Origin of the sequence: Kaistella yananensis, from assembly GCF_026107505.2 — a bacterium.
GTDB classification, from domain to species: domain Bacteria; phylum Bacteroidota; class Bacteroidia; order Flavobacteriales; family Weeksellaceae; genus Kaistella; species Kaistella yananensis.
This window is the reverse complement of the sequence record NZ_JAPCHZ010000001.1, coordinates 24,721-50,942: the sequence shown is the minus strand read 5'-3', so window position 1 is coordinate 50,942 and position 26,222 is coordinate 24,721. Positions and strand designations below refer to the sequence as shown.

Below are 26,222 nucleotides of genomic sequence, written 5' to 3'. Positions count from 1 at the left end.
ACTGATCCGTTCTTGAAAAGTTCCAAAGATTTCATCAATTAATCCCTGTCAGATCCAAGACAGGGCATTTCAGCATTTTTACTATTAATTTTTGATGTGTTTTCACAGGCAGAATATCTCCTGATATTTTCGGCCTGCATTGGATTGTATTAAACACGTCATCCAATTCAAAAAAATATAAAAAAAAATGACACAGAACATTATCTTAACAACAGGAATATACGATGCGATTAAAGATCACCTCAGAAGAAAAAAAGTAACCCCAAATGAAGAAGTAAGACTTACCTCGGAACTTAGGAATGCCGTGCAGGTAAGAAGAAGAGAACTTCCGGAAGATGTAGTAACGGTAGACCGAAAAGTAACGGTAAAAGACCATACTTTAAACAAAGAAGAAGAATATATCTTTGTAGGAGTTGCACAGGCAAGACCGAAAAAAAACAAACACTCTATTCTTTCCGACATGGCTCTGGCGACAATGGGATATAAAGTGGGTGATATCGTAGAATATCCTTTTAAAGACGGCGAAAGAAGAATTGAAATTCTGAAAGTTGAAAACTGGGAAGGCTAATTTACAATCCCAACCTTTACCATGATTTACATAAAAGTACAGCCTTTGCCCGCTGTACTTTTTTCTTTTCAAACAAAGGAGGTCGAATAAGTTTAAAATAGCTATTTCAAAATAAGTTCAGTCCTAAAATATTATCTTTGCAAAAACAATTAAAGAAATGAATAAACCGATTACAGAATTTTTAGAAAAATATTATCTGCATTTTAATGCAGCCGCTTTGGTTGATGCTTCCAAAGGCTATGTAGCGCATTTAAAAGACGGCGGAAAAATGATGATTACCTTGGCTGGTGCAATGTCAACCGCAGAGCTGGGCAAAATTTTGGCCGAGATGATCCGTCAGGATAAAGTTGATATTATTTCGTGTACCGGTGCTAACCTGGAAGAGGATGTAATGAATCTTGTTGCGCACTCTCACTACAAAAGAGTTCCTAACTACAGAGATTTAACGCCCGAACAGGAAAGAGAACTTCTTGATCAGCATTTTAACCGGGTAACCGACACCTGTATTCCTGAAGAAGAAGCGTTCCGCCGTTTGCAGACGCATTTGGAAGACGTTTGGCACGCCGCTGAAGAAAAAGGCGAGCGTTATTTCCCGCACGAATTCCTTTATCAGGTAGTAAATTCCGGAGTTCTGGAGCAATATTATGAAATTGATCCTAAAGATTCGTGGATTGTAGCTGCAGCGGAAAAAAACCTGCCAATTGTTTGCCCGGGTTGGGAAGATTCCACGACCGGAAATATCTTTACTTCAAACGTAATTAAAGGTAAACTGAACGTTCATACCGTAAAATCGGGTATTGAATACATGATTTATCTTACCGAATGGTACCGTGCAAATTCAGGTGGAAAAGGCGTTGGCTTTTTCCAGATCGGTGGTGGAATCGCTGGGGATTTCCCAATCTGCGTAGTACCGATGATGTACCAGGATCTGGAGTGGGAAGATGTGCCTTTCTGGGCATACTTCTGCCAGATTTCCGATTCTACAACGTCTTACGGTTCTTATTCAGGAGCAGTGCCGAACGAAAAAATTACCTGGGGTAAACTCGATATCGATACACCGAAATATATCGTTGAAAGTGATGCTACCATTTGTGCACCACTCATGTTCACTTATATTTTAGAGAATTCTTAAAATCCAAAAACAGATTAATAAAACTCCTGCAAAAAATTGCAGGAGTTTTTTTTCGCAGTAATTATCATTAAAAACAATAAATTTTTCTGGTGAAAAACTATAGATTTTCAGAGATTTGCAGCATGCATCCAAAGTACTTAAAAATCGAAGATTTCACTTACGATTTGCCAGCAGAAAAAATTGCTTACAACCCAGTGAATCCCCGCGATCAATCAAAATTACTAATCTATAAGGACGAAAGAATATCCGAAGATATCTACCAGAACATCAGTGAATATCTTCCCGAAAACGCTGTTTTGGTCTTTAACGATACCAAGGTTGTAAAATCCAGACTCTTCTTTAAGAACGAAAACGGAGCAAACATAGAAATTTTTTGTCTGGAACCCTACGGCGAAGCCATCGACTATGAACAGCATTTCCTGGAACAAAATTCCGTAACATGGATTTGCTTTATCGGCAAAGTTTCCAAATGGAAAGAAAAAGAGCTGTCGAAATATATTGATTTGGAAGGACTTAAGGTAAAGCTGTCCGCTGAAATTGCCGGCAAATTAGATGATGCTTACCTAGTGAAATTTTCGTGGTCACCGGGCGAAATTCCTTTCAGGAAAATTATGGATGCAGCCGGAGTTACGCCTTTGCCTCCCTATATCAAAAGAGTTGCAGAAAAAACAGACGAAGATGCTTACCAAACGGTTTACTCCGAAAACGAAGGCTCCGTAGCGGCGCCCACAGCCGGCCTGCACTTTACGGAACGCGTGCTGAATGATTTTTCGGAGAAAGGTATTTCATCACTATTCACAACTTTGCATGTTGGTGCAGGTACTTTTAAGCCTGTGAAATCTGAAAAGATGGAAGATCACATCATGCACGCCGAATACCTCAACATTACCACAGATTTTCTTGAAGATTTAAAAAGCAAAATCGGGCGCCCCATCATCACCGTCGGCACCACTTCTACCCGTACGTTGGAAAGTATCTACTGGATGGGCAACAAAATTCTTCAAAACCCAGAAATCACCTACGAAGACCTGAAAATCACCCAATGGCTTCCCTACGAAACCGAAGTTTTGGCAACCGCTGAAGAGGCCATCAACGCACTTTTAAACTGGATTAAAAGCACCGGGCAAAATCATTTATCAATCGAAACCGAAATCATCATCGCGCCGGGTTATTCCTTCAAAATCGTAAACGGGCTGATAACGAATTTTCATCAGCCGCAATCTACGCTGCTTTTGTTGGTTTCTGCCTTAATTGGAAATAACTGGAAAGAAATTTACACCCATGCTTTAGAAAATAACTACCGCTTTCTAAGCTACGGTGACGGAAGTTTGCTTTTGCCAAGAAATAAATACTCTTAATATAAAGTTTGATCATGGACCCGCAGTTTAAAAAACAGGTTTTTGAAATCATTAAATTGATACCAAAAGGCAGAGTTACCAGCTACGGTGCCATTGCAAAAGCGGTTGGTTACCCGAACCACGCTAGACACGTGGGGAATGCACTGCGGAAATACGAGGAAGATTTCCCGGCTCACCGGGTCTGCAATTCTTCCGGACACATCACTGCGAGCTGCCTGGATTTATTCACCGAAAGACTGGCACGGGAAGGCGTGAAAGTTCAGGGAAATAAAATCAAAGACTTTAAAAAAGTCTTCTGGATTCCATTGCACGAACTTTAACAAAAAGTTGGTCTTGCACAAATTTGGTCCCTACAGGCGTTTGCGGAATCGTTTCTGATATTTGCGGAACCATTTCTAACGCTTGCGCAACCATTTTCCGTACCGATGACTCATAAAAATCCCGCTTCAAATAAATGAAACGGGATTGCTATTATTAATTATTTAAACTCTTCACGAATTATTTCCCAAGCTGCTGATAGCTTCGTTGGATGAATTCGGTAAGCTCCTTACCTTTCAGAAGATTCTGCGACAGTTTCGCCAAATCTAAGGCTTGCTTAATGTGTGAAGTCTTCTCTTCGGCACTATCTGTGGAAAGAATTTTGCCGGCAAGGTCGCTGTTGGTATTCACTACCAGATTATACATTTCCGGGAAGTTGCCCATTCCGAACATTCCGCCACCGCCTGTTGCCTGCATGTCTTTCATTCTTCGGATAAACTCCGGCTGGGTGATGATGAACGGCGCATCGGTACTTTCCAGATCCTCGAGCTGCACGGTGAATTTGGTATCAGCAATACCTTCTTCCACGCTTTTTTTCAAGGTTTCCTTTTCGGTATCATTCAATTTGGAGATCGCAGGCTCATCTTTTTTAATAAGATTGTTGATGTGATCTGCATCTACCCTTGCAAACTGAATTTTCTCTTTCGAAGCTTCAAGTTTCTGAATCAAATGCGGCACGATGGGCGAATCGAGCAATAAAACTTCGTAGCCTTTATCCTGCGCTGCCTGAATATAACTGTGCTGATCATGTTCATTGCTTGCATAAAGAATCACAAGATTACCGTCTTTGTCAGTCTGGTTCGCTTTAATTTTCTCTTCAAGTTCATTCCAAAGGAAGTATTTTCCATCAACGTTCGGATAAAGCGCAAATTTGTCGGATTTATCATAGAATTTCTCTTCAGAGATCATTCCGTATTCAATTACGATTTTAATGTCATTCCACTTTTTCTCGTAATCTTCTCGGTTTTCATTCATCAGCGCCGCCATTTTATCGGCCACTTTTTTGGTGATGTAAGAAGAAATTTTCTTCACCGCACCGTCGGCCTGAAGATATGAACGCGACACGTTCAGCGGAATATCCGGAGAATCGATTACGCCTCTCAGCAACATCAGGAAGTCCGGAACAATTCCCTTCACCTCATCGGTAACAAAAACCTGATTCTGGTACAACTGAATTTTATCTTTTTCGATGTTCAGGTTGTTACCCAGTTTCGGAAAGAAGAGCACACCCGTTAAATTGAACGGATAATCAACATTCAAATGAATGTGGAACAAAGGATCTTCAAACTGCATTGGGTACAGTTCTCTATAGAAATTCAGGTAATCCTCATCTTTTAAATCAGCCGGAGCTTTCGTCCACGCGGGAGTTGGATTGTTGATGATGTTATCAACTTCTTTGGTTTCCGGTTTTGCATCTTCTGGAGCATCTTCCGGCAAAGGTAACGTCTCGGTTCTGGTTCCGAATTTAATCGGCACAGGCATGAATTTGTTGTACTTTAACAACAGTTCACGGATTCTCGATTCTTCCAGAAACTCTGTAGAATCTTCAGCGATATGAAGGATAATCTCAGTTCCTCTGTCGGTTTTATCTGTAGTTTCTTCCAAAGTAAACTCCGGGCTGCCGTCGCAGATCCAGCGCACTGCAGATTCGCCTTCTTTATAAGATTTTGTTAAAATCTCCACTTTCTCTGCAACCATGAATGCAGAATAAAATCCAAGCCCGAAATGGCCGATAATACCTGCATCTTTTGCACTGTCTTTATATTTTTCGAGGAATTCTTCAGCGCCGGAAAAGGCTACCTGGTTGATGTATTTCTCAACCTCCTCGCCTGTCATCCCAAGTCCCTGATCGATGATGTGAAGTTTTTTGTTTTCTTTATCGACTTTAACCTCAATCTGTGGATTTCCGTAAGCCACATTTGCTTCGCCCACATTGGTAAGATGTTTTAATTTCAAAGTGGCGTCTGTTGCATTAGAAATCAGTTCGCGAAGGAAGATTTCGTGGTCGCTGTAGAGAAATTTTTTAATGAGCGGGAAAATATTTTCCACTGAGACATTGATATTTCCTTTAGTCATAATTTTTGAAATTTAATTTGAACAGATTTTTTCAAAAAAAGTACCATCGCGGGGAAAGTGTCAAAATGTCATTTTCTTTCAGATTGCAACAAAAAAAGACAGCATATCGCTGTCTTTTGTGATAATAATTTTCCTTTCGAATTATTTTTCTCGTAAATTATCTTTAATTTTTGCTTCCAGTTCTTCTGCAAGTTCCGGATTGTCTTTCAACATATCGCGCACCGCATCGCGGCCTTGTCCGAGTTTGGTTTCTTCGTAGCTGAACCATGATCCGCTTTTCTTCACAACTCCGGTTTCTACCGCCATATCCAGAATTTCGCCTACTTTCGATACGCCTTCACCGTACATAATGTCGAATTCAGCCATTTTAAACGGAGGAGCTACTTTATTTTTTACGATTTTCACTTTTACACGGCTTCCTACAGCTTCGTCACCGGTTTTGATTGGTGCACTTGCCTTTCTGATATCAATTCTCACCGAAGCGTAAAATTTCAGGGCATTACCACCGGTTGTAGTTTCCGGATTTCCGAACATCACCCCTATTTTTTCTCTCAACTGGTTAATGAAAATTACGGTACATTTAGTTTTCGAAATTGTAGCAGTAAGTTTTCTGAGTGCCTGAGACATCAGTCTTGCATGAAGCCCCATTTTGGAATCTCCCATTTCCCCTTCGATCTCCGCTTTTGGAGTTAAAGCCGCAACAGAGTCGATCACCACGATATCAATCGCACCCGAACGGATCAGGTTATCGGCAATTTCCAAAGCCTGCTCACCATTATCCGGCTGTGAAATGATTAAGTCATCAAGATTAATTCCTAATTTGGAAGCATAATGCCTGTCGAATGCGTGCTCAGCATCAATAAATGCTGCAATTCCGCCCATCTTCTGAGCTTCTGCAATAGCGTGCAGGGTTAAAGTTGTTTTTCCCGAAGATTCCGGACCGTAGATTTCAATCACTCTTCCTTTAGGGTATCCGCCAACTCCTAAAGCGAGGTCGAGCCCGAGAGATCCGGAAGGAATAACTTCAATGGAAGTATCTACAGAATCATCTCCCAAAGTCATTACGGTGCCTTTTCCGTAGGTTTTATCTAGTTTGTCAAGCACCAGCGCGAGTGCTTTTTTCTTATCGTCAGTACTGCTCATTTGTAAAAATTATTTGTTCAAAAGTACGGAAATAAAATTTTATAAAAGACACTGAAAAAATGAAATGTTAATTTTTTTTTAAATTATTTTTAAAAAAGTTTTGTTCGATAAGAAAATATTTTTTAGATTTGCACCACCAAAATAAAGACAGACCCATGGTGTAACGGTAGCACTTCGGTTTTTGGTACCGCCTGTCGGGGTTCGAATCCCTGTGGGTCTACATTTTGATAATTAACGCTCTGATTTTCAGGGCGTTTTTTCATGTACTAAGCTAAAAAAACTCAGAATCAAAATCCTGAGTTTTTTATTTGACTTAATTTGATTTTTTCGCTTTAATCATCGCTTCAAGCATATCCCACATTTCCTGTGGAATTTCTTCGAGCATATTGAATTCGCCGGCTCCCTGAAGCCACTCGCCACCATCGATTGTTACTACTTCCCCATTCATGTAGGCAGAATAATCTGAAACAAGATACGCCGCAAGATTGGCCAGTTCCTGATGTTCGCCAACTCTTCTCAGTGGGACTTTTTTACGCATGTCGAATTTTTCCTGCAAATCTCCCGGCAGCAACCTGTCCCAAGCGCCTTTTGTCGGGAATGGTCCCGGTGCAATGGCATTGAAACGGATGCCATATTTCGCCCATTCTACCGCAAGGCTTCTTGTCATGGCTAAAACACCAGCCTTTGCACATGCAGATGGCACAACATACGCAGAGCCCGTCCAGGAATAGGTCGTTACAATATTCAGTACAGTTCCGGGAATCTTATTTTCGATCCAGTATTTTCCGATGGAAAGCGTACAGTTTTTTGTTCCTTTTAAAACAATATCAAGAATGGAATCGAATGCAGAATGTGTGAGTCTTTCTGTGGGAGAAATAAAATTTCCTGCAGCATTGTTGAGAAGAATATCAATCTGCCCAAATTCTTTTATCGCAGCGTCTTTCATGGCTTCCACATCGTCCCAGTTTCTCACATCACATGCAACACAAAGCACTTTACCTCCGGTTTGTTCTTCAAGTTCCGTGGCGGTTGTCTGGAGTTTTTCCAGATTTCTGGACGTGATGACCACTTTGGCGCCCAGTTCGAGAAAATATTTGGTCATGGCTTTTCCCAATCCGCTTCCTCCGCCGGTTACAATGGCAACTTTATCTTTCAGCGCTCCTTCCTTGAGCATGGGTTGTGTATAAAGATTCATATTCTTGGTTTTTTGTAAATTTATGGAAAATTATCTGTGGATATAAAGATTCGTTATGCAGAAAATAATGGATTGTTGCGCGAAACCGGTATAAAAATATATTTTCAGAGAACCGATCATCCGGTTTAATAGCATGAAAATTATTAATCCCGATGAAAAAGTAACCTTTCACCAAATTTTCCTTCAGAAACCTTTCCGTTTTCGAAAACAAGATGCCCGTTTACGAACGTATGGGTGACTTTGGAATGAAATTCTGTCCCTTCCAATGGACTCCAACCACATTTGTAAAGAATGTTTTCCTTGGAAACTGTGAAATTTTCTTTTAAATCAACCAGAACCAAATCCGCTTTATAACCTTCACGGATAAACCCGCGCTTTTCAATCTGAAACAGTATTGCCGGATTATGACACATCTTTTCTACAATTTTCTCGAGAGAAATCTTACCGTTTCTGAAATTTTCAAGCATAATAAGCAAAGAATGCTGAACAAGCGGTCCGCCTGAAGGCGCTTTAGTGTAAACATGCTGTTTTTCTTCCCAGGTATGTGGCGCGTGATCTGTAGCAATAACATCTATTCTGTCGTCCAACAAAGCTTCCCACAAGCCATCCTTATCTTTTTGAGTCTTTACAGCCGGATTCCATTTTATCAGCGTTCCTTTTGTTTCGTAATCAGCATCGGTAAAAGTGAGGTGATGCACACATACTTCGCTGGTAATCTTCTTATCCTTCAGAGGAATGTCATTTCGAAATAGAGCGGTCTCTTTTGCCGTAGAAACATGAAAAATGTGAAGTCGAGCTCCGGTTTTCTCAGCCAGTTCCACCGCTTTTGAAGAGGAGATATAACAGGCTTCCTTACTGCGAATCAAGTGATGGAACTTCATTGGAATATGGTCTCCATATTCTTTTTTATATTTCTCAGTGTTGGTTCTGATGGTTGCTTCGTCTTCACAATGAACAGCGATGAGCATTTTCGTTTTACTGAAGATTTCTTTAAGAGTTTCAGGATTATCAACAAGCATATTTCCGGTAGAAGAGCCGAGAAACAGTTTGATCCCAGCCACATTCCGCGGATTTGTTTTCAGAATTTCTTCCAGATTATCATTGGTTCCGCCCATCATGAAGGAATAATTCGCAAATGATTTTTCGGCGGCAATCCTGTATTTTTCTTCCAGAAGTTCCTGGGTTACGGCATTGGGCACCGTATTCGGCTGCTCCATGAAACTGGTAACTCCACCGGCAACCGCGGCGCGGGATTCACTTTCGATATCACCCTTCCAGGTTAAACCCGGTTCGCGGAAATGTACCTGATCATCGATAACACCAGGTAAAAGATATTTTCCTTCGGCATCAATAACCCGATCTACATTTCCTGCAGAAATATTATTTCCAATTTTTGAAATGAAATCGTTTTCTATGAGCAAATCGCCCTTAAATACTTGATTCTCGTTAACTATTTCAGCGTTTTTTATGAGCGTTCTCATTTATTTTTATTCAGTTTTATTTCACTGTAAATTTAGCGATTTCATTCCGAAAAAGTATCCGGATTTCAAAACAGATAAGTTTTACGGTGAGATTTTTTTGATTTTAATTAAAACGATACATTTGCAGAAATATCTGAATTTTGTACAAAAAACTGCTGGGACAAACTGCGCTTTATGGACTTACCACGGTAATCATCCGCCTGTTCCCGTTTATCATAAATCCTTATATTACCAATGCTTTTGGACCTGAAGCTTACGCGCCGTTCGCAGATTTCTATTCTGTTGCCGGTGTTATCGCTGTTCTGTTGACGCACGGCATGGAAACAACTTTCTTCCGTTTTGCGATTGATGAAAAGGATGATAAGAAGCTGATTTCTACTGCATTTTTCAGTGTAGCAGCCGCTACGTTGCTGTTTTTAATATTTTCTCTGAGTTTCAATAGAGAACTTGCTGTCGCGTTCAAAACACCGACTCAGGTCGATTTACTGACGATTTTAGTCGTTATTCTCTCGCTTGATGCTTTCTCTGCAATGCCTTTCGTGATGCTCAGAAAAAATGAAAGACCGGTAAAATATGCCACAATAAAAATCGCAAACGGTATTATCAACTTTTTGCTCGTTATCTTCTTTCTTCAGGTTTTACCACGTGTTCCGCAAGGAGTCCTGGGCTTGAAATACAATCCGGAATTCGGAATAGGCTATGTTTTTGTTGCCAATCTTGTTGCCAGTGGTGCCACTTTCCTTCTTCTGTTTAAGGATATTTTCATCGCAAAACTGAAATATTTTTCGTGGGAACTCTGGCGTAGGATGATTAAATATTCGTGGCCCATCATGATTGCAGGTTTGGCCGGAATCATTAACGAAACCATGGACCGGCAGTTCCTGAAATTTCTGCTTCCTGAAGAAATCGGGCGTCACCAGTTGGGTGTTTATGGCGCGGTTGCCAAGATCGTAACCTTTGTGGTGCTTTTCAGGCAGGCCTATGTATTGGGAATCGAACCGTTTTTTTTCAGCCATTCTAAAAGTGAAAATGCCGGAAAAACGTATGCAAAACTAATGGATGTTTTTATAGCAGTAAACTGTATGATCATTCTTTTCTTGTGCGTAAACCTGGATTGGATTTCTAAATTCTATCTCAGGAATCCAGAATATTACGAGGGAATACAGATTCTCCCGATTTTGTTTTTTGCAAATCTGTTTTTAGGAATTTACCTCAACCTTTCAGTTTGGTATAAACTTTCCGACAGAACAATTGTTGGCAGTTACATCTCGTTTATCGGTGCTGCGGTTACCATTGCGATTAATTTTTATTTTATTCCGAAATACGGTTACTGGGCATCTGCCTGGGCAACAATTGCATCGTATTTCGTCATGATGATCGTCTCTTATTTATGGGGGCAGAAAAAACACCCAATTCCGTATAACCTTTACAGCAATATTATTGTTATTACTATAACCATCATTGTTTCTCTGGCATATTATCAAAATTTCAAACATAATATTTGGCTGGGCAATCTAATCTTTTTAGTTTTAGCCATCATTTTAATTAAAACCCAAAAATTAATTCCGCAAAACCTGCTGAATAAAATTAAAAGATAAAGATTTCATGAAAATTAAAATCATTAACCGCTCAAAACACGCTTTACCGAAATACCAAACTGCACTTTCTGCAGGAATGGATCTCTACGCAAACCTGGATGCGCCTGTAACACTGAAGCCGCTGGAACGAAAATTGATAGCAACGGGTCTGCTGATGGAACTTCCACAGGGTTATGAAGCGCAGGTACGCCCAAGAAGCGGACTGGCTATAAAAAACGGAATCACTGTTCTGAATACTCCGGGTACAATCGATGCGGATTATCGCGGAGAAATAGGGGTAATTTTAGTAAATTTATCCGCAGAATCATTTACAGTAAACGACGGCGACAGGATTGCACAAATGGTAATTGCAAAACACGAAACCGCAATTTGGGATGAAGTTGACAAACTCAGCGAGACAGATCGTGGCGAAGGCGGTTTCGGAAGTACTTCTAAATAAATTTCTATTCTAAAAATAAAAAATGCTGTTGCAAACATTAAACAGCTTAAAAAAATAAACAAATTATGAAAATAATCGTTCCGATGGCGGGAAGAGGTTCCCGGTTAAGACCACACACATTAACGGTTCCCAAACCTTTAATTCCGATTGCCGGAAAACCAATAGTTCAGAGACTCGTAGAAGATATTGCGAAAGTTGCAGGAGAAAAAATTGATGAGATTGCCTTTATTATCGGTGATTTCGGCCCTGAAGTTGAAGCGTCTTTAATTCAGATTGCAGAAAGACTTGGAGCTAAGGGAAGCGTTTATACTCAGGATGAACCTCTCGGAACCGCACACGCGATTAAATGCGCAGAAGCATCAATGCAGGGCGATGTAGTAGTGGCTTTTGCCGATACCCTTTTTAAGGCAGATTTTGTACTCGACAAAAATTCAGATGGGGTGATCTGGGTTAAAAAAGTGGAGGATCCTTCCGCATTTGGTGTCGTAAAACTCGACGATTACGGTTTTATTACCGATTTTGTAGAAAAACCTAAAACCTTTGTTTCTGATCTTGCCATTATCGGAATTTATTATTTCAATTCTGCAGAAAAACTCATGGATGAGATTAATTATATCATGAGCAACGACATTAAACAGGGCGGAGAATACCAACTGACCACCGCACTGGAAAATCTTCGCCAGAAAGGCGCCAAATTCTCCCTCGGCAAAGTGGATGACTGGATGGATTGCGGAAACAAAAACGCAACAGTAGAAACAAACGGCAAGGTTTTGAACTACGAAAAAGAGAACGTAGCAAACTATCCTGCATCTGCAAAGATTTCCAATTGCCTTATCATTCCACCATGTTTTATTGGTGAAAATGTAGAAATTTCCAACTCCAAGATTGGCCCTTGTGTATCTCTCGGAAACAATACCAAAATCATCAATTCAAACATTGATAATTCCCTTATTCAGGAAAATACATTAATTGATCACGGCAATTTAAGCAACTCGATGATCGGTAATTCTGCACAGTATTTCGGGGTTGCGCGCGAAATTTCTTTGGGAGATTATTCCGTTCTGGATTTTCTTTCGAAAAGCTGATAACTTTATAAATAAACTTTTACCAAACCACACAAAAACAATTTGTGTGGTTTGGCGTTAATATTGCAAACTTTTTTCGCAAACAAAAAAGTAAAAATTCTTATGAAAAAATATATTATCATACTCATTGCCTCGATTTCAGTGTTATCCTGTAAAACACAAACTGCTACACATGTACCGGTAAGCACTAATGCTCCAATTACTGAAACAGCAGCATTTTTTAAAGAAATAAATAAAAAACCCAACTTTCAACAGGTTAAGATTAACTCCAGAGTAAATGTTGAGACCGGAAATTTTATTCCTACATTAGATGCAACCATTTATATCGAAAACGGACAGAAAGTATGGATGAACATGATTGCGGTTTTTTTAAATGTAGGCCGCGGAATTGCTACACCAGACGGAATTAAAGGTTACGAAAAATGGAACAAAACCTATATTGAATCCGATTTTTCTTACCTTAATAATTTACTGAATGTCAACTTTATCGATTTCAGTTCGCTACAGAATCTTCTTACAGGCAGAACTTTTATTCCCGTGAATGAAAAGGATTTTGTTTTGACGAAAAACGCTCAGGGTTATCAATTAACTTCAATAAATAATTTGAAATTTGAAAACGATGGAAAAACATCAGAATACGCAGTAGCAATAGATTACGACAACAACATGAACCTTTCAAAAGTATTTCTGAAAAATGCTAATTCGCCAGATAACCTTGAAGTTTCTTATACAAACTGGGCGAACTTTGAAAGTATGCAATTGCCAACAAATGTTAAAATAATAATAAAAGGTACAAAAACAAGCCAAATTTTATTGGAAAATACGAAATTTGACAGTTCGAAGATGGATACTCCGTATTCCGTTCCCAATAATTATACGAAAACTGAGATCAGATGATTAAGAAATTAAGCTTTTTAATAGGACTTTTTTTGTTCGGAATTTTATTCTCGCAAAAGAAAGAACAACTTCAAAAGCAAAATGCAGAACTTAAAAAACAGATTGCCTCCATCAATGCGAACTTAGCAAAAACCCAACAGCAATCGAAACTTTCTGTCGCTTATCTTAATGATGTTCAGAAAAAAATTCAGCTCCGCGAAAAAGTTTACACCAATACCCAAAAGGAAAAAAGACTCATTGAAGATGATATCTATCTCCGCCAGTTGGAGATTAACCGACAAAACAGGGAACTGGCTGTCTTAAGGAAAAATTATGCTGAAGTCCTCGTAAAAGCTTACAAAAACAAAGGCGTACAGAACAAAGTAACCTTTATTCTCTCCTCTAAAAATCTCGGTGAAGCCCTGCGCAGAGTTCAGTATCTGAAAGATTATAGTGATTATCAGGATAAAAAAGCCGCGGAAATCTCCAAAGCCGCACAGGTACTGCTCCAGAATATCGCATTAAAGCAGAAGTCGGTTAAAGACAAAGAAACATTATTATCGAATCAGCAAAAAGATCTGCTCACCATTGCTGCAGAAAAGAAACAGAAAGAGAATCTGCTTCAGGAATTCAAGAAAAATGAAGCTCAACTGACGGCAGAATTGAAGCAGAAACAAACTGAATCTAAAAAACTCGAAGGTCAAATCCGTTCTATCATTGCTGAAGAGATCAGAATAGCAAAAGCAAAAGAAGAACAAAGAAAAAAGGAAGAGGCAGAGAAAATACGTCTTGCAAAAATCGCCGCAGAACGTGAAAAAGCCAGAATTGAAGCTGAAAACAAAGCCCGTTTGGAAGCTTTAGCCTTAGAAAAAAAGAAGGCTGATGAAGAGGCAAAACGACTTAAAGATATTGCAGACAAAAAAGCAGCCGAGGAAGCCGAAAGGGCAAAAATAGCGGCTGCAGCCGATGCGAAAAAAACTGAAGATGCCCGAAGAGCAGCGGATGCAGAAAAAGCAGAAGCCCGAAGAGCCGCCGCGGCCAAAGATGCTGCTATCGCTGCTGCAAATGCAAAAGCTGCTGCAGAAAAAGCAGCCGACGCCAGAAAAGCCGAAGCCTCCCTCAGCAAAAAAAATGAAGATCAGAAAAAAGCTGCGGAAAATAAAGCTCTTACCAATTACGGTGTATCAAGTGCTGTAGGAAATAACTTTGCAGCGAACCGCGGCAAAATGGGAATGCCGGCTTACGGAACGATTACCCACCGATTTGGACGCCAACCGCACCCGGTTTTCAAAAATATTATTGAAGAAAATAACGGAATTAAGATTGCCGTTACAAAAGGAACTGTTGCCAAATGTGTAGCACCAGGAACCGTTTCCCGAGTGGTAGCTTCCGGCGACGGCTCTAAAATGGTTTTCGTGAAACACGGTGAATATTTTACTATTTATGCAAACCTCTCGAATACCATGGTTTCCGCTAACCAACAGGTGTCAGCAGGCACTTCGATTGGGACTGTAGGTGCAGACTTCGATGGAACCTATACGCTGGATTTCCAGATCTGGAACGGCACAAATCCAGTGGATCCGATGGGTTGGGTAAATTGAAAAATATATTTTAACTTTGTACAAAATTTAAACATGACTGCACTTACCATATTAGCACTTTCGTGGCAACACTTACTCATCGTTGCTGTAATAGTACTCATTCTTTTCGGAGGCAAAAAAATACCGGAAATGATGAGAGGTTTAGGTTCTGGTATCAAAGAATTTAAAGATGCTGTGAAAGAAGAAGACAAGAAAACTCCGGAAGACTCAAAAAATAATTCTAATCCTGCGAACTAATTTCAGCTATGAGCTTTTCCGAAAGTGCCTGGGAAATCTTTAATCAGTCGATTAATGATTATCACTTAAAAGATGATGTAGATACGCCGATTAATAATTCCTTCCAAAAAAACACTTTGGAATGGCTTTTGTATGCAAAGAACTGGATCGATACCGTTCAATGGCATTTGGAAGATATAATTCGTGACGAAAATATAACACCAGCTGAAGCCTTAAAAATTAAAAGAAGAATAGACTCTTCAAATCAGCAAAGAACTGATTTGGTAGAGTTTATCGACAGTTGGTTTCTACAGAAATATGAAAATATCACGCCGGATTACAACGCGAAAATCAACAGCGAGACCCCCGCATGGGCAGTGGATCGCCTCTCGATACTTGCACTGAAAATCTACCATATGTCACTTGAAGCCAACAGAGATTCTGCAAGTGAAGAACACAGATTGAACTGTACCAATAAACTAAATGTATTACTGGAGCAGAAAAAGGATCTGTCTGAAGCAATAGACCAATTGCTTTTTGATATAGAGAACGGTAAGATTAAGATGAAAGTTTACAAACAGATGAAAATGTATAATGATGAAAATCTTAATCCGGTCCTGTATCAAAACGTGAAAAATGACCAGACTAAAAGTTAGTTACATTTTACTTTTCTTTTTTATTTTTTCCTGTTCTACTGAGAAAATAAATCTCTCGCCCATAGGCGAAAATTCTGTTTCTTTAAATGGATCAACTGGTTCGTATTCATTAGGTGAGACAAAAAATCTTATTGTTTACTCCTCAGAAATTACCAGTTTGATAAGCTCGTTTCCAAAATTCAGGAATGATGCTGTAAACAGTGAAGTTCTTATCCTGAAATCTCATTTAAAGGATTATATCGGCGCAATGACTACGTACAATCTGGTAGGTATGGAAGATTCAAAAGTAAAATTCGAAAGATCTTATAAAAAGCTGCAAAAACTCAGAAAATTTCTTAACCGTGATGAAGACGAAGTGCTGAACAGATATCTGGTAAGAATCAAAACAAACATGAGCTTCCTGAACAGTACCATTCCTCAGGATTCAGTATCTACCTTTAAAAACTAATTTGCATGTTAAAAATTCAAGCAGAAGCCCAGGTTCCCACAGATTATGGGAATTTCAGGATGATTGCCTTTTCTGAGGATGAAAGCAACTGGATGCCCCACATGGCTATCATTGCCGAAAATACAGATTTCTCGCAGCCAGTAAATGTCCGTTTTCATTCCGAATGTATTACCGGGGAGGTATTTCATTCCAAAAAATGTGAATGCGGCCAGCAACTCGACGGAGCGATGAAATTCATCCACGAGAATGGCGGAATTATAATTTATTTACGCCAGGAAGGCAGAAACATAGGCATCATTAATAAACTAAAAGCTTACTCGCTGCAGGAACGGGGTTTCGACACCGTGGAAGCAAATCTTAAACTGGGCCTTCCGGCAGACGACAGAGATTTCAGCGAGGCCATCCAAATTCTAAATATTTTAGGAGTAAAAGAAATAAATCTTCTTACCAACAATCCCGCTAAAATTAAAATTGTTGAAAACAGCAATATACATCTGAACAAAAGGATTCCTTTACAGATTACCTCCACATCAGACAGTGAAGGTTACCTGAAAGTAAAAAAAGATTACTTCGGACATCTTTTGGAAGACGAAAATGAATCATAAAAATAAACGCTTTGAAAAATCAAAGCGTTTATTTTTTTAACCTGTTTAAGTTTTTATAAAATGTAAAGCTGTCTCCAGAGCCAACTCAATCATTGGAGTTAAGGCCTGTTCTCTCTGATCTGCCGAAATTTGTTCCTGTGTTGGAATAATATCCGATACCGTAAGAAGCGTAGCCGCATTTTTTCCTAAATGTTTGGCATTGGCAAAAAGCGCGAAAGCTTCCATTTCTACTGCGGTACAATTGTACTTCTCTGCAATTGCAGGAGTTCCGGGCGTTGCCCTGTAGAAAATATCGCTGGTATGGATGTTTGTGGATTTTACCGCTTGAGATAATTTTGCTGCGGTCTCATTAATGACACCAAATACATTCCCCTGATTTTCAATAATTTCATCTTCGATTCCCCATGCAAATTTTGCGTAAGTCGATTCGCTGGCTGCATTTTCAACATTCAACACATCAAATAAATTCAGCTCGGAGGTGTATCCACCGCAGGTTCCGATTCTTATGATGGTATCCACGTTATATTCCGTATAAAGTTCGTAAGAATAAATCCCGATACTGGGCGCGCCCATTCCGCTTGCACCTACCGAGATTTCTTTACCTTTATACAAACCGGTAAAATAATAAATATTGCGGGTTTTGCTTACCAGTCTTACCTCATTCAGAAAATTGTCGGCAATATATTTTGCACGAAGCGGGTCTCCGGGTTGCAAAACTGTTTTTGCGATTTCTCCTTTTTTTGCAGCGATATGAACACTCATAATTTTAATTTTAAAATGAAGTTTAAAAGTAAGAAATAATGTTCGATTTAAAAATTATGTTCAGCAAAAATTTCCCTGAAACTCCATAAAACGGACAAAAATCATACAATTAAAACCCGCTGATTTTTCAGCGGGTTTCATTTATAGGTAAAGATTTGAATGATATCTAAATATTAGTCACGGTCCGGAATATTGTAGAATTTAATTACACTGTTGTAATCACTGTAATTCACGCCCGCATTTTTACCCTGTGAAGCGGGAACCAAAACAATTCTGAATCGCTGGTTATTAAGATACTGTGTAGCTTCTGCAGCTGTAAAGGTAGCCTGGTCGAAGTTTGCTTCGGTATAAATTTCAATATTTGCCGTATCGAACAGGAAATTATAATCTAATTCTCTGCCGTTGGATAAATATTCGGTTTTAGGTAAAAGCTGCCAAACTGCAGTTCCAGAAGATCCTGAATTAATGTTTCTGTAAACCAACACTACATCTGTACTTGCAATGTTGATTCCCTGAGAAATCGTATAACTGTTTCCACTGTTGAAGGTTCCTGTAATATCTCTCATCATTGGATAAGTATCATTATCATCAACCAGCACTTCATCATTTCTATCCGTACAGCTCACTGCCAGAAAGCCAAAAATCGCCATAAGCAGTATTGTAAAGTAATTTTTCATTTTTATATAATTAAAGGTTTGTAAGCTACATCTCAATATGCATGCCAATAAATTAGAAATTTAAACTTTAAAAATTGTATTTTTGTTTATCATCTTAAATCTGATTAATGAAAACTGCAAAACATACAGTCCTTAGTATTCTTTTTTTATTCACTTACATCCATTTATTTGCCCAGTACCAACCAAAAAATCTCACCAAGGCAGATTTAAAAAAGGCAGAAGAATGGGTAAATAGAACCTATAATTCACTTTCTCAGGATCAAAAACTCGGGCAGTTATTCATTGTTGCACTGTATACCAATAAAGGCGAAAACTATATCAGCAACGTAAGAAGCATTGTGGAGCAGGAACAGATTGGCGGATTAATCCTGATGCAGGACGATGCAGCCAGAGAAATAAATTTAGTAAATGAGTTTCAGTCGAAATCCAAAGTTCCGCTCATGATTGGCATGGATGCAGAATGGGGACTTTTCCAGCGTATTTCAGCAGCTCACAAATTTCCCTGGGCGATGACTTTGGGAGCCATTCAGGATAAAAATCTGATCACCCAAATGGCTGCAAAAATCGCTGAAGATTCCAAAAGAATGGGAATTAACTGGGATTTTGCTCCTGTAGTTGATGTAAACACCAATCCGGACAATCCTATTATCGGAAACCGAAGCTTCGGATCCGAAGTTCAGAATGTCGTGAATTCTGCATTAGCCTACTCCAACGGTTTGCAGGATAACAGAATTTTGGCAGCGATAAAACATTTTCCGGGACATGGTGATACCAACACAGATTCTCACCTGGATCTGCCCGTGGTAGCTCATCATATCGACCGCCTGAACGCGGTGGAACTGGCGCCCTTCAAAACGCTTATGGATAAAGGAATTGGCGGGGTAATGGTCGCTCATCTCTATGTTCCTGCTTTGGAAAAGGAAAAGGGAATACCAGCTTCAATTTCCAAAAACATCATTACCGGCCTTCTAAAAGAAAAATTTGGGTATAAAGGACTGATCATTACTGATGCGCTCAATATGGGTGCCGTTGCACAACGCTATAAACCCGGCGAATTGGATGCACTTGCATTTAAAGCCGGAAACGACATTATGCTGTTTTCAGAAGGGGTAAAGGAAGGCAAAAGACTCATTCAGCAGGCGATTGACAAAAAGGAAATCACCCAGAACCGTGTTGAAGAAAGCGTGAAGAAAATCCTGCTGACAAAATATTATCTGGGACTCGATAAGTATGAACCCCGAAACCCGGAAAACATTAACTACCATTTGAACAATGAATCTCATACAAAGCTGGTTCAAAATCTTTACACCAACGCTTTAACGCTGCTAAAAGACAATAAAAAACTTCTTCCCTTAAATTGCAGTGAAGTTTACTATTATGTTCCCCTTGAAGAAGCTCCCTATCAAACTTTTGCGGATCAGCTAAATTTAAAAACTACTGTAATCGTAAAGAAAAGTTCAGAGATAGCTTCAATTCCGAAAAATTCAAAAGTGATTATCGGCTTCCACAAAGACAATTCTACCGCTTATAAACCGTATAAAATTTCGGACGAAAGCAAAAAAATCCTTGGGGAATTAAGCAAAAACCATCATGTAATTCTCAATGTTTTCGGATCAGCTTATGCTTTAAAAGATATTGATATTTCAAATGTATCCACTGTTTTGGTATCCTACGAAAATAATGATGACTCTATGACTGCCACGGCAAAAGCGCTCTCAGGAAAAAGTAAAATTACAGGACGTTTACCCGTATCAGTAAACGAAAATTTAAAAGCAGGAATGGGAACAGACCTTCATATGACTGCAGAAAACGAAACATCAAAAAAAGCAACAAAATAAAAGTAATTGAGTAATTCAATTTAAAAACAAAACACCTATGAAAATCGGAATTCTCTGTTACCCAACCTACGGCGGAAGCGGCATTGTTGCTACAGAACTGGGCATGTCGCTCGCAAACAAAGGCTATGAAGTACACTTCATAAGTTCAAACCTTCCGGCTCGGCTGGATATTACCAACCCCAATATTTTTTTCCATAAAGTAAACGTTCAAACTTATCCGCTCTTTCAGTATCAGCCCTACGACATTGCGCTTTCATCGATGATTTACCGCGTCGTAAACCTTTATAAACTCGATCTTTTGCATGCACATTACGCCATTCCGTATGCTTATGCGGCCTTCACCGCAAAACAAATGCTTAAAGAAGAAGGCAAAGATATTCCTTTGGTTACCACACTTCACGGTACAGACATCACGTTGGTGGGTCAGCATCCCAGCTACAAACACGCAGTAGAATTCTCTATAAATCAATCAGATACCATTACCTCAGTCTCCGAAAGTTTAAAAAAAGACACACTGCAGATTTTCAATATAAAGAAAGAAATTAAAGTCATCACCAATTTTATCGATAACACAGAATTTGATGAATTTAATGTATGCAGCAGAAAGCAGTTTGCCACAGATGATGAAAAAATCCTGATTCACGTTTCTAACCTTCGGCCTGTAAAAAGGATTATTGATGTTTTAGAAATCTTTAAAGATGTTGAAAAACACGTTAAATCAAAACTTATCATTATTGGCGAAGGCCCTGATATGGAAAAAGTAAACGAATTTCTGGAGAAAAACCCGAATCTTATCAATAAAATAAGGCTTTTAGGAAAGGTAAACGATCTTTACAGGATCCTGCAGCTGTCCGATGTATTTTTACTGCCATCCGAACAGGAAAGTTTCGGACTTGCTGCCCTGGAAGCAATGGCAGCGCAAACGCCCGTTATCAGCTCGAATGCAGGCGGAATTCCGGAAGTAAATATTCAGGGCGAAACCGGTTATTTGGCAGAAATAGGCAATGTGAAAGCCATGAGCAACTACGCCATCAAACTGTTGAGCAACGATGAGCTGCTTCTGGAAATGAAAAGAAATGCGAAAAAACAGGCCATTAAATTTGACCTGAAAAACATTCTTCCGCTTTATGAACAGATGTATGATGAAACGCTGAAGAATTTTAAAAACGATACTCCAAACCAATAATCACTTCATGTAACGATTAATACAACGGGGATGAACGAAAAGCTCCTTCAATATCTTTGGAATTTCAAGATTTTCAAAAGTTTTGATTTTAAAGATGTGGAAGGAAATCCTTTGGAAATCCTCGATTTCGGAAAATGGAATTTCGACTCCGGACCCGATTTCCTTTTGGGAAAAATAAGATTCAGAGATTTACTCTTAGCCGGAAATATTGAACTTCATGTAAAATCTTCCGATTACATTTTTCATCAGCATTCCGGAAATCCCGAGTTCGAAAATTTAATTTTACATGCCGTTTTTTATCACGATGTGGAGGTTGAGGAACTTCAGAACAGGAACATTCCCACGCTGGAATTAAAAAATTATATCGACGAAACAGTACTCTGGAAATACGAATCCTTACTCAAACAAAATCAGTTTATCGCCTGCGAAAATTTATTTTCACCCACTTTTATACCTTTTAATTTTACTGAAGAAATCCTCATTAAAAAACTCGATGAAAAATCGATCGTCATTGAAGAAGCACTACGGCTGAACAAAAATAATTATGAAGCCGTACTTTTTCACCAACTTGCTTATGCGTTCGGTTTAAAAATAAATGCTGAAAACTTTAAACAGCTTGCCGAAAGCCTCGACTTTTCTGTGGTGAATAAAATCCGCCAAAACCAAACTCAGCTCGAAGCTCTGTTTTTCGGAGCCTGCGGCTGGCTCGCAAAACCGGAAGATGAACAAATGAAAATCTGGAAGAGAGAATTCGATTTTCTCACCGTAAAATATCAGTTGCCAAAACTTAAAATCACCCCGAAGTTCTCGAAACTTCGGCCGCCCAACTTCCCCACCGTGAGGCTCTCACAACTTGCGTCGCTTTATTATTTGAACCAAAATCTTTTTTCGAAGCTTATTCTGGTAAAAAACAGTGATATTAAAAGCATTTTCAACAGTGCAAAAGCAAGTGAATATTGGGACAACCGTTTTAATTTCGGTAAAATTTCTCCTGTTGTATGCGAAAAATTTCTGACGGAAGAATTTATAAATCTTATTCTGATCAATACTGTTTTACCTTTTAAATATACTTATCACAAAAATGCCGATGAGCATATCAGTGATGAAATTCTGGATTTTTACCGCGCAATGAATCCCGAAAAAAACACCACCACCGAAAACTGGAAATCACTGAATGTAAAAATGAACAATGCGCTGGAAAGCCAGGCCTTTATTTATCATTACAAAAATTTCTGTGAAAAAAAGAATTGCTTAAACTGCAGCATAGGATATCAGCTTCTCGGCGTCAAAAACCCGTGAATCTCTGATATAATTCATTGTAAATTCATATGCTTTTGCCGTAAATAGTGCTAAATTTGAATAAAAATCAGCAAAATGTTCGATTGGTTAAAAGCACTTCTTCTTCCTGCCGAAAATCCTACGGTTACACAATCCATCGTTGTAATTATGTTGGCGGTGGGATCCGGAATTTTCTTCGGAAGGTTAAAAATGGGCAAAATTACTTTTGGTGTTTCGGCCGTAATGTTTACAGGATTACTTTTGGGCCATTTCGGTTACCGAATTGACGAAGGAATCCTGAATTTCATCCGCGATTTCGGTTTGATTCTTTTTGTTTACGGAATCGGTTTGCAGGTAGGGCCTTCATTTTTTTCTTCGTTCAGGAATGAAGGTTTGAAGTTCAATATACTCGCAGTCTCCACGGTCCTTTTCGGCGGGCTCATTACGGTTGTTCTTTTTAAAACTACAGGCCTTAAGATGGAAGATTTGGTAGGAATTATGAGTGGTTCGGTAACCAATACGCCTGGTCTTGGAGCCGCGAAAAACACCATCGAAGAAATAAAGAACTCCTTCCCCGAGCGGGTTTTCAACGATCCTACCATCGGATATGCGATTACTTATCCGCTGGGAGTTTTCGGAATTATCGGGACCATCATTGTATCGAAATTTTTGCTCAAGATTGATCCTGAAATTGAAATGAGGAAATTCCGGATGTCGAAAATCAACAGCGAGCTGCCTTTAATCCACAAAAAAATGCGCGTTACCAATTCTCTATATTTTGGGAAAACCCTGCATGACACGATTAAAAGTTTTGGACGCAATATTGTAATTTCGCGGCTGAAACACAGCGGTAGTGAAGTGGTACAGTCGCCAACATTAGACGTGCATTTAAGAGAACGGGATGTGCTGATGGTGGTAGGTTTAGAAAAAGATGTGGACGATTTTGTTGCAATGTTGGGAAGACCCTCCAGTGATTTATTTATTGAATCTGATTCTGAAATTCATAATAAAAATATTTTCGTTACCAAACCTTCAGTCATTCATAAAAAACTTTCAGAACTCGATCTTTACAACACGTATGATCTGAAGGTTACCCGTGTCTTCCGCGCGGGGCGGGAAATCCTTCCGCGACCATCTCTTGAACTTTTTTACGGTGATAAGTTGAGAGTAATTGGCTCTAAGGAAGCCATCGAAGAAGTAGAAAAGATTATAGGAAATTCAGAAAAAAAACTTCTGGAACCCGATTTCCTTTCCCTCTTCGGAGGTTTGCTTTTGGGAGTGATTTTAGGTTCAATTCCGATTGTAATCCCAAGTCTTCCGGTGCCCATAAAGCTGGGTTTTGCCGCCGGACCGCTTATTGTAGCACTTTTAATTTCAAGATACGGAGGGATTTCTTTCATCCATTCCTACATCAATAACGGTGCAATTTATTTTATGAAGGATCTGGGAATCTGTCTGTTTTTTGCAGCGGTGGGAATCCATGCCGGCGACGGTTTCTACGATAATTTTGTGAAATATAATGGCTGGAGTTGGCTGTTGTTCGGTTCAGCAATTACCTTTATTCCTTTAATCACAATGGTAATTGTGGGAAGATTTTTTATGAAAATTAATTTTCTTCAGCTTGCAGGAATTATGAGCGGAAGCTATACCGATCCTGCCGCATTGTCATTCAGCACGAATTATTTGGATTCTGATGTTCCGATACAGAGTTATGCGCAGGTTTATCCGCTGGTGACGATTTTCAGGATTTTCGTGGCGAGTCTTTTAATTTTGATATTCAGTTAATAAAAAAGAGCAACCTAACAGTTGCTCTTTTGATATTGATTAAGAAAATTATTTCTTGTCATCGGGTGTGGAATCCGGGAAACGCTGCTGCGTAAATTCTCTTGAAATTGCTGCTTTCTCGAATTTTAATTTTCCTGAAAGGGTTTCAATTACCACGCCATCATCCTGAATCTGTGCAATTCTGCCGTGCATTCCTGAAGTGGTTACTACTCTGCTTCCAACTTTCAGGGTTTCCTGGAAATTCTTTTCCTGTTTGGCCTTTTTCATTTGTGGACGAATCATCAGAAAATAAAATCCAACGAACATTAAGCCCATCATAATCATTGTAGGCATCATCGAACCTTCAGGTGAAGCCGCCTGTAAAAATATTGCTATCATATAAATTTAAATTAAATAATTAGGGCTGAATATCTGCCGTAAAACTCAGTACGATAGGCGCTTTTTCTACATTGGCATATACTTCTGCCTGTTTGCTTACCAGTCCGTCGAAACTTGCAGAATCAAATTTCAAAGTAATTTTACCTTTTTGTCCCGGAAGAATCGGTTCTTTTGTATAATCAGGAACGGTACAGCCGCAAGCCGGTTTAACTTCAGAAATTACCAGTGGATTTGTTCCGGTGTTGGTTACTTCATACACATGCTCTACTTTATCACCTTTTTTAATTTTACCGAAAGCAAAATTAGATTCTGATAAGGCCACCGTAGTTGCAGGTCCTGCCGCTGCTGCTACAGCCACTGCTTCAGGCGCTGGTGCTGATGCCTCAGGTGCAGCCGTTGCTTCTACATTTTCTTCAACTATAAGTTGATCGGCGGTTTGGTCTTTTTTGCAGCTTACTAATGTCATTGCCGCTACCAGGGGTAATAATTTTACTAAATTCTTCATAAATATTTTATTAATTTCTATTAAAATCTTTGGTGTATTTATCTAAAATTCCATTAATGAAAATGTTGGAACGGTCCGTGGAAAAAACTTTTGAAATCTCGATATATTCATTAATAATCACCCTGCCCGGCGTTAACGGGAAATAATCGAGTTCGCAGATTGCAGTTACCAGAATAATTTTATCGATAAGCGAGATTCTTTCGATATCCCAGTTTTCGAGTCGGCCTTCCAGTTTCTTCTCTGTTTCTTCCCAATGATTAAGGGTTTGCTTTAAAAGTTTTCGGGCAAATTCGCGGTCATCTTCATCTTTAATCATTTTGATTAAGGTGTGGCTCGGCTCATTTTCTTTAAAAAACCCGATGGTTTTCTGAATCATTGAATTTGAAATGTGAAAATCATCAGCCCAACTCAGTTCCAATCCTTCTACATGGTCGTGAAAATCTTCATTCTCTGCAATATATCTTAAAAATAACTTGCCGATGAATTTCTGGTCTTCTTCAAAAGAATATCCTTCTTCTTTCATAAAATCCTGGTAACGTTTTCCGGAAGTCATTCGCTGGAAGGTTTTTACCAAAAGTTCATCGTGCAGTTCCCATTTCAGTTCCTGATGTTTGGAAGTGAAAGAAAGCCTTTCGGTGTTTTCTTCCAACATATTGAGCACCCTATTGTTGATGAATTTCTGATTGGGATTAAGGTTGTCTTCAGTCTTTATATACTTGTTTTTACCAATCTCAATCTGCTTTTCGGCGAGTGCTTTCAAGGCTACCAAAAAATTGAGCTGATAAATATAAAGATGATAGATTTTCTCGATCTGCGAAAACATGTTTTTCTCTAAAACATCTGCCTTCACAGGGTTTTGGTAATAAGAATATACCGCTTCTACGACTTTTTCACGAATTTGTCTTCTTCCTAACATTTCAAAGAGCTTTTTATGCGTGCAAAGATAACATTTTTTTGCAAACTCCTGTTTCTGTTTGTGTTTTCGGTTTCAATAAAAACCTTCAATCCGTTTTCAATT

General features: G+C 39.1%; 26 protein-coding genes and 1 tRNA gene. 18 read left to right on the top strand and 9 right to left on the bottom strand.

The window, feature by feature from the left end:
* The first annotated feature begins 187 nt into the window (after positions 1-187).
* The 4 genes from OK344_RS00245 (at position 188) to OK344_RS00230 (ending at position 3,378) form a co-directional block, all read left to right on the top strand.
* Positions 188-568, top strand: coding sequence for a GreA/GreB family elongation factor (locus OK344_RS00245; protein ID WP_088468680.1), 381 nt, complete (start codon positions 188-190; stop codon positions 566-568).
* A gap of 157 nt (positions 569-725) precedes the next feature.
* Positions 726-1,700 (top strand): deoxyhypusine synthase family protein, encoded by a 975-nt coding sequence (locus OK344_RS00240; protein WP_218248468.1) that lies wholly within the window; start codon positions 726-728, stop codon positions 1,698-1,700.
* An 89-nt stretch (positions 1,701-1,789) separates the two neighbouring features.
* On the top strand, positions 1,790-3,058 hold the full coding sequence (locus OK344_RS00235) for an S-adenosylmethionine:tRNA ribosyltransferase-isomerase (RefSeq protein ID WP_265142906.1): 1,269 nt from the start codon (positions 1,790-1,792) through the stop codon (positions 3,056-3,058).
* A gap of 14 nt (positions 3,059-3,072) precedes the next feature.
* On the top strand, positions 3,073-3,378 hold the full coding sequence (locus OK344_RS00230) for an MGMT family protein (RefSeq protein ID WP_265142905.1): 306 nt from the start codon (positions 3,073-3,075) through the stop codon (positions 3,376-3,378).
* A gap of 178 nt (positions 3,379-3,556) precedes the next feature.
* Here the strand turns inward: OK344_RS00230 and htpG are convergent, their stop codons facing one another.
* Both htpG and recA read right to left on the bottom strand, forming a co-directional pair.
* A complete protein-coding gene (gene htpG / locus OK344_RS00225) occupies positions 3,557-5,452 on the bottom strand; it encodes a molecular chaperone HtpG (RefSeq protein WP_265142904.1) in 1,896 nt (631 codons plus the stop codon).
* 141 nt (positions 5,453-5,593) lie between these two features.
* Positions 5,594-6,595, bottom strand: a complete 1,002-nt coding sequence (recA, locus tag OK344_RS00220) for a recombinase RecA (RefSeq protein WP_088468150.1) — start codon at positions 6,593-6,595, stop codon at positions 5,594-5,596.
* A 149-nt stretch (positions 6,596-6,744) separates the two neighbouring features.
* On the opposite strand from recA, the gene OK344_RS00215 reads away from it, so the two are divergent.
* Positions 6,745-6,815 (top strand) — tRNA-Gln (locus OK344_RS00215).
* 93 nt (positions 6,816-6,908) lie between these two features.
* On the opposite strand, the gene OK344_RS00210 is transcribed toward OK344_RS00215, so the two are convergent.
* Together OK344_RS00210 and OK344_RS00205 are read right to left on the bottom strand one after the other, a co-directional pair.
* Entirely contained in the window at positions 6,909-7,790 is an 882-nt protein-coding gene (locus tag OK344_RS00210) for an SDR family oxidoreductase (protein WP_265142903.1), read from the bottom strand.
* A 143-nt stretch (positions 7,791-7,933) separates the two neighbouring features.
* A complete protein-coding gene (locus OK344_RS00205) occupies positions 7,934-9,271 on the bottom strand; it encodes a dihydroorotase (RefSeq protein ID WP_265142901.1) in 1,338 nt (445 codons plus the stop codon).
* Positions 9,272-9,411: 140 nt separating this feature from the next.
* On the opposite strand from OK344_RS00205, the gene OK344_RS00200 reads away from it, so the two are divergent.
* From OK344_RS00200 to ribA, 9 genes are all read left to right on the top strand, one after another.
* Positions 9,412-10,869, top strand: coding sequence for a lipopolysaccharide biosynthesis protein (locus tag OK344_RS00200; RefSeq protein WP_265142900.1), 1,458 nt, complete (start codon positions 9,412-9,414; stop codon positions 10,867-10,869).
* A gap of 7 nt (positions 10,870-10,876) precedes the next feature.
* Positions 10,877-11,308, top strand: coding sequence for a dUTP diphosphatase (dut, locus tag OK344_RS00195; RefSeq protein WP_265142899.1), 432 nt, complete (start codon positions 10,877-10,879; stop codon positions 11,306-11,308).
* Positions 11,309-11,373: 65 nt separating this feature from the next.
* Entirely contained in the window at positions 11,374-12,393 is a 1,020-nt protein-coding gene (locus tag OK344_RS00190) for a sugar phosphate nucleotidyltransferase (RefSeq protein WP_265142898.1), read from the top strand.
* 102 nt (positions 12,394-12,495) lie between these two features.
* On the top strand, positions 12,496-13,290 hold the full coding sequence (lolB1, locus tag OK344_RS00185; RefSeq protein ID WP_265142897.1) for a lipoprotein insertase outer membrane protein LolB1: 795 nt from the start codon (positions 12,496-12,498) through the stop codon (positions 13,288-13,290).
* Positions 13,287-14,870 carry a M23 family metallopeptidase gene (locus OK344_RS00180; protein WP_265142896.1) on the top strand — a complete coding sequence of 528 codons (1,584 nt, stop codon included), beginning with the start codon at positions 13,287-13,289 and terminating at the stop codon, positions 14,868-14,870. The genes lolB1 and OK344_RS00180 overlap by 4 nt, the downstream gene beginning before the upstream one ends.
* 33 nt (positions 14,871-14,903) lie before the next feature.
* Entirely contained in the window at positions 14,904-15,107 is a 204-nt protein-coding gene (locus OK344_RS00175; protein ID WP_088468157.1) for a Sec-independent protein translocase subunit TatA/TatB, read from the top strand.
* A gap of 8 nt (positions 15,108-15,115) precedes the next feature.
* Positions 15,116-15,742: a DUF4254 domain-containing protein gene (locus tag OK344_RS00170; protein ID WP_265142895.1), complete on the top strand. Its 627-nt coding sequence runs from the start codon at positions 15,116-15,118 to the stop codon at positions 15,740-15,742.
* Positions 15,723-16,190: a hypothetical protein gene (locus OK344_RS00165; protein ID WP_265142894.1), complete on the top strand. Its 468-nt coding sequence runs from the start codon at positions 15,723-15,725 to the stop codon at positions 16,188-16,190. Before OK344_RS00170 ends, OK344_RS00165 begins: the two co-directional genes overlap by 20 nt.
* Positions 16,191-16,195: 5 nt before the next feature.
* The gene (gene ribA / locus OK344_RS00160; protein WP_265142893.1) at positions 16,196-16,795 is read left to right on the top strand and encodes a GTP cyclohydrolase II; all 600 of its coding nucleotides are present in this window, start codon (positions 16,196-16,198) and stop codon (positions 16,793-16,795) included.
* Between the two features lie 45 nt (positions 16,796-16,840).
* Here ribA and deoD read toward each other — a convergent pair whose 3' ends face one another.
* Entirely contained in the window at positions 16,841-17,557 is a 717-nt protein-coding gene (gene deoD, locus OK344_RS00155; RefSeq protein ID WP_265142892.1) for a purine-nucleoside phosphorylase, read from the bottom strand.
* 173 nt (positions 17,558-17,730) lie between these two features.
* Positions 17,731-18,234 carry a hypothetical protein gene (locus tag OK344_RS00150; protein ID WP_143332912.1) on the bottom strand — a complete coding sequence of 168 codons (504 nt, stop codon included), beginning with the start codon at positions 18,232-18,234 and terminating at the stop codon, positions 17,731-17,733.
* Between the two features lie 107 nt (positions 18,235-18,341).
* On the opposite strand from OK344_RS00150, the gene OK344_RS00145 reads away from it, so the two are divergent.
* From OK344_RS00145 to OK344_RS00130, 4 genes are all read left to right on the top strand, one after another.
* Positions 18,342-20,072: a glycoside hydrolase family 3 protein gene (locus tag OK344_RS00145; RefSeq protein WP_265142891.1), complete on the top strand. Its 1,731-nt coding sequence runs from the start codon at positions 18,342-18,344 to the stop codon at positions 20,070-20,072.
* 37 nt (positions 20,073-20,109) lie between these two features.
* The gene (gene bshA / locus OK344_RS00140; protein WP_265142890.1) at positions 20,110-21,258 is read left to right on the top strand and encodes an N-acetyl-alpha-D-glucosaminyl L-malate synthase BshA; all 1,149 of its coding nucleotides are present in this window, start codon (positions 20,110-20,112) and stop codon (positions 21,256-21,258) included.
* Positions 21,259-21,288: 30 nt separating this feature from the next.
* Positions 21,289-22,557, top strand: a complete 1,269-nt coding sequence (locus tag OK344_RS00135) for a DUF2851 family protein (protein ID WP_265142889.1) — start codon at positions 21,289-21,291, stop codon at positions 22,555-22,557.
* 75 nt (positions 22,558-22,632) lie between these two features.
* Positions 22,633-24,321, top strand: a complete 1,689-nt coding sequence (locus OK344_RS00130; RefSeq protein WP_265142888.1) for a putative transporter — start codon at positions 22,633-22,635, stop codon at positions 24,319-24,321.
* A 48-nt stretch (positions 24,322-24,369) separates the two neighbouring features.
* Here OK344_RS00130 and yajC read toward each other — a convergent pair whose 3' ends face one another.
* Genes yajC through nusB form a run of 3 tightly spaced genes read right to left on the bottom strand, consistent with a single transcriptional unit; the run spans position 24,370 to position 26,120 of the window.
* Positions 24,370-24,699: a preprotein translocase subunit YajC gene (gene yajC / locus OK344_RS00125; RefSeq protein WP_088468167.1), complete on the bottom strand. Its 330-nt coding sequence runs from the start codon at positions 24,697-24,699 to the stop codon at positions 24,370-24,372.
* Between the two features lie 19 nt (positions 24,700-24,718).
* A complete protein-coding gene (locus OK344_RS00120) occupies positions 24,719-25,204 on the bottom strand; it encodes a DUF1573 domain-containing protein (protein ID WP_265142887.1) in 486 nt (161 codons plus the stop codon).
* A 10-nt stretch (positions 25,205-25,214) separates the two neighbouring features.
* Positions 25,215-26,120 (bottom strand): transcription antitermination factor NusB, encoded by a 906-nt coding sequence (nusB, locus tag OK344_RS00115; RefSeq protein WP_265142886.1) that lies wholly within the window; start codon positions 26,118-26,120, stop codon positions 25,215-25,217.
* Between the last annotated feature and the right edge of the window lie 102 nt (positions 26,121-26,222).

Coding starts and splice junctions, on each gene's coding strand:
- OK344_RS00150 (WP_143332912.1), bottom strand. CDS start 18,234: ATGAAAAATTACTTTACAATACTGCTTATGGCGATTTTTGGCTTTCTG.
- OK344_RS00205 (WP_265142901.1), bottom strand. CDS start 9,271: ATGAGAACGCTCATAAAAAACGCTGAAATAGTTAACGAGAATCAAGTA.
- bshA (WP_265142890.1), top strand. CDS start 20,110: ATGAAAATCGGAATTCTCTGTTACCCAACCTACGGCGGAAGCGGCATT.
- ribA (WP_265142893.1), top strand. CDS start 16,196: ATGTTAAAAATTCAAGCAGAAGCCCAGGTTCCCACAGATTATGGGAAT.
- OK344_RS00165 (WP_265142894.1), top strand. CDS start 15,723: ATGACCAGACTAAAAGTTAGTTACATTTTACTTTTCTTTTTTATTTTT.
- OK344_RS00190 (WP_265142898.1), top strand. CDS start 11,374: ATGAAAATAATCGTTCCGATGGCGGGAAGAGGTTCCCGGTTAAGACCA.
- OK344_RS00145 (WP_265142891.1), top strand. CDS start 18,342: ATGAAAACTGCAAAACATACAGTCCTTAGTATTCTTTTTTTATTCACT.
- OK344_RS00240 (WP_218248468.1), top strand. CDS start 726: ATGAATAAACCGATTACAGAATTTTTAGAAAAATATTATCTGCATTTT.
- OK344_RS00230 (WP_265142905.1), top strand. CDS start 3,073: ATGGACCCGCAGTTTAAAAAACAGGTTTTTGAAATCATTAAATTGATA.
- dut (WP_265142899.1), top strand. CDS start 10,877: ATGAAAATTAAAATCATTAACCGCTCAAAACACGCTTTACCGAAATAC.
- deoD (WP_265142892.1), bottom strand. CDS start 17,557: ATGAGTGTTCATATCGCTGCAAAAAAAGGAGAAATCGCAAAAACAGTT.
- OK344_RS00210 (WP_265142903.1), bottom strand. CDS start 7,790: ATGAATCTTTATACACAACCCATGCTCAAGGAAGGAGCGCTGAAAGAT.
- recA (WP_088468150.1), bottom strand. CDS start 6,595: ATGAGCAGTACTGACGATAAGAAAAAAGCACTCGCGCTGGTGCTTGAC.
- nusB (WP_265142886.1), bottom strand. CDS start 26,120: ATGTTAGGAAGAAGACAAATTCGTGAAAAAGTCGTAGAAGCGGTATAT.
- htpG (WP_265142904.1), bottom strand. CDS start 5,452: ATGACTAAAGGAAATATCAATGTCTCAGTGGAAAATATTTTCCCGCTC.
- OK344_RS00120 (WP_265142887.1), bottom strand. CDS start 25,204: ATGAAGAATTTAGTAAAATTATTACCCCTGGTAGCGGCAATGACATTA.
- OK344_RS00170 (WP_265142895.1), top strand. CDS start 15,116: ATGAGCTTTTCCGAAAGTGCCTGGGAAATCTTTAATCAGTCGATTAAT.
- OK344_RS00135 (WP_265142889.1), top strand. CDS start 21,289: ATGAACGAAAAGCTCCTTCAATATCTTTGGAATTTCAAGATTTTCAAA.
- OK344_RS00175 (WP_088468157.1), top strand. CDS start 14,904: ATGACTGCACTTACCATATTAGCACTTTCGTGGCAACACTTACTCATC.
- OK344_RS00180 (WP_265142896.1), top strand. CDS start 13,287: ATGATTAAGAAATTAAGCTTTTTAATAGGACTTTTTTTGTTCGGAATT.
- OK344_RS00245 (WP_088468680.1), top strand. CDS start 188: ATGACACAGAACATTATCTTAACAACAGGAATATACGATGCGATTAAA.
- OK344_RS00130 (WP_265142888.1), top strand. CDS start 22,633: ATGTTCGATTGGTTAAAAGCACTTCTTCTTCCTGCCGAAAATCCTACG.
- yajC (WP_088468167.1), bottom strand. CDS start 24,699: ATGATAGCAATATTTTTACAGGCGGCTTCACCTGAAGGTTCGATGATG.
- lolB1 (WP_265142897.1), top strand. CDS start 12,496: ATGAAAAAATATATTATCATACTCATTGCCTCGATTTCAGTGTTATCC.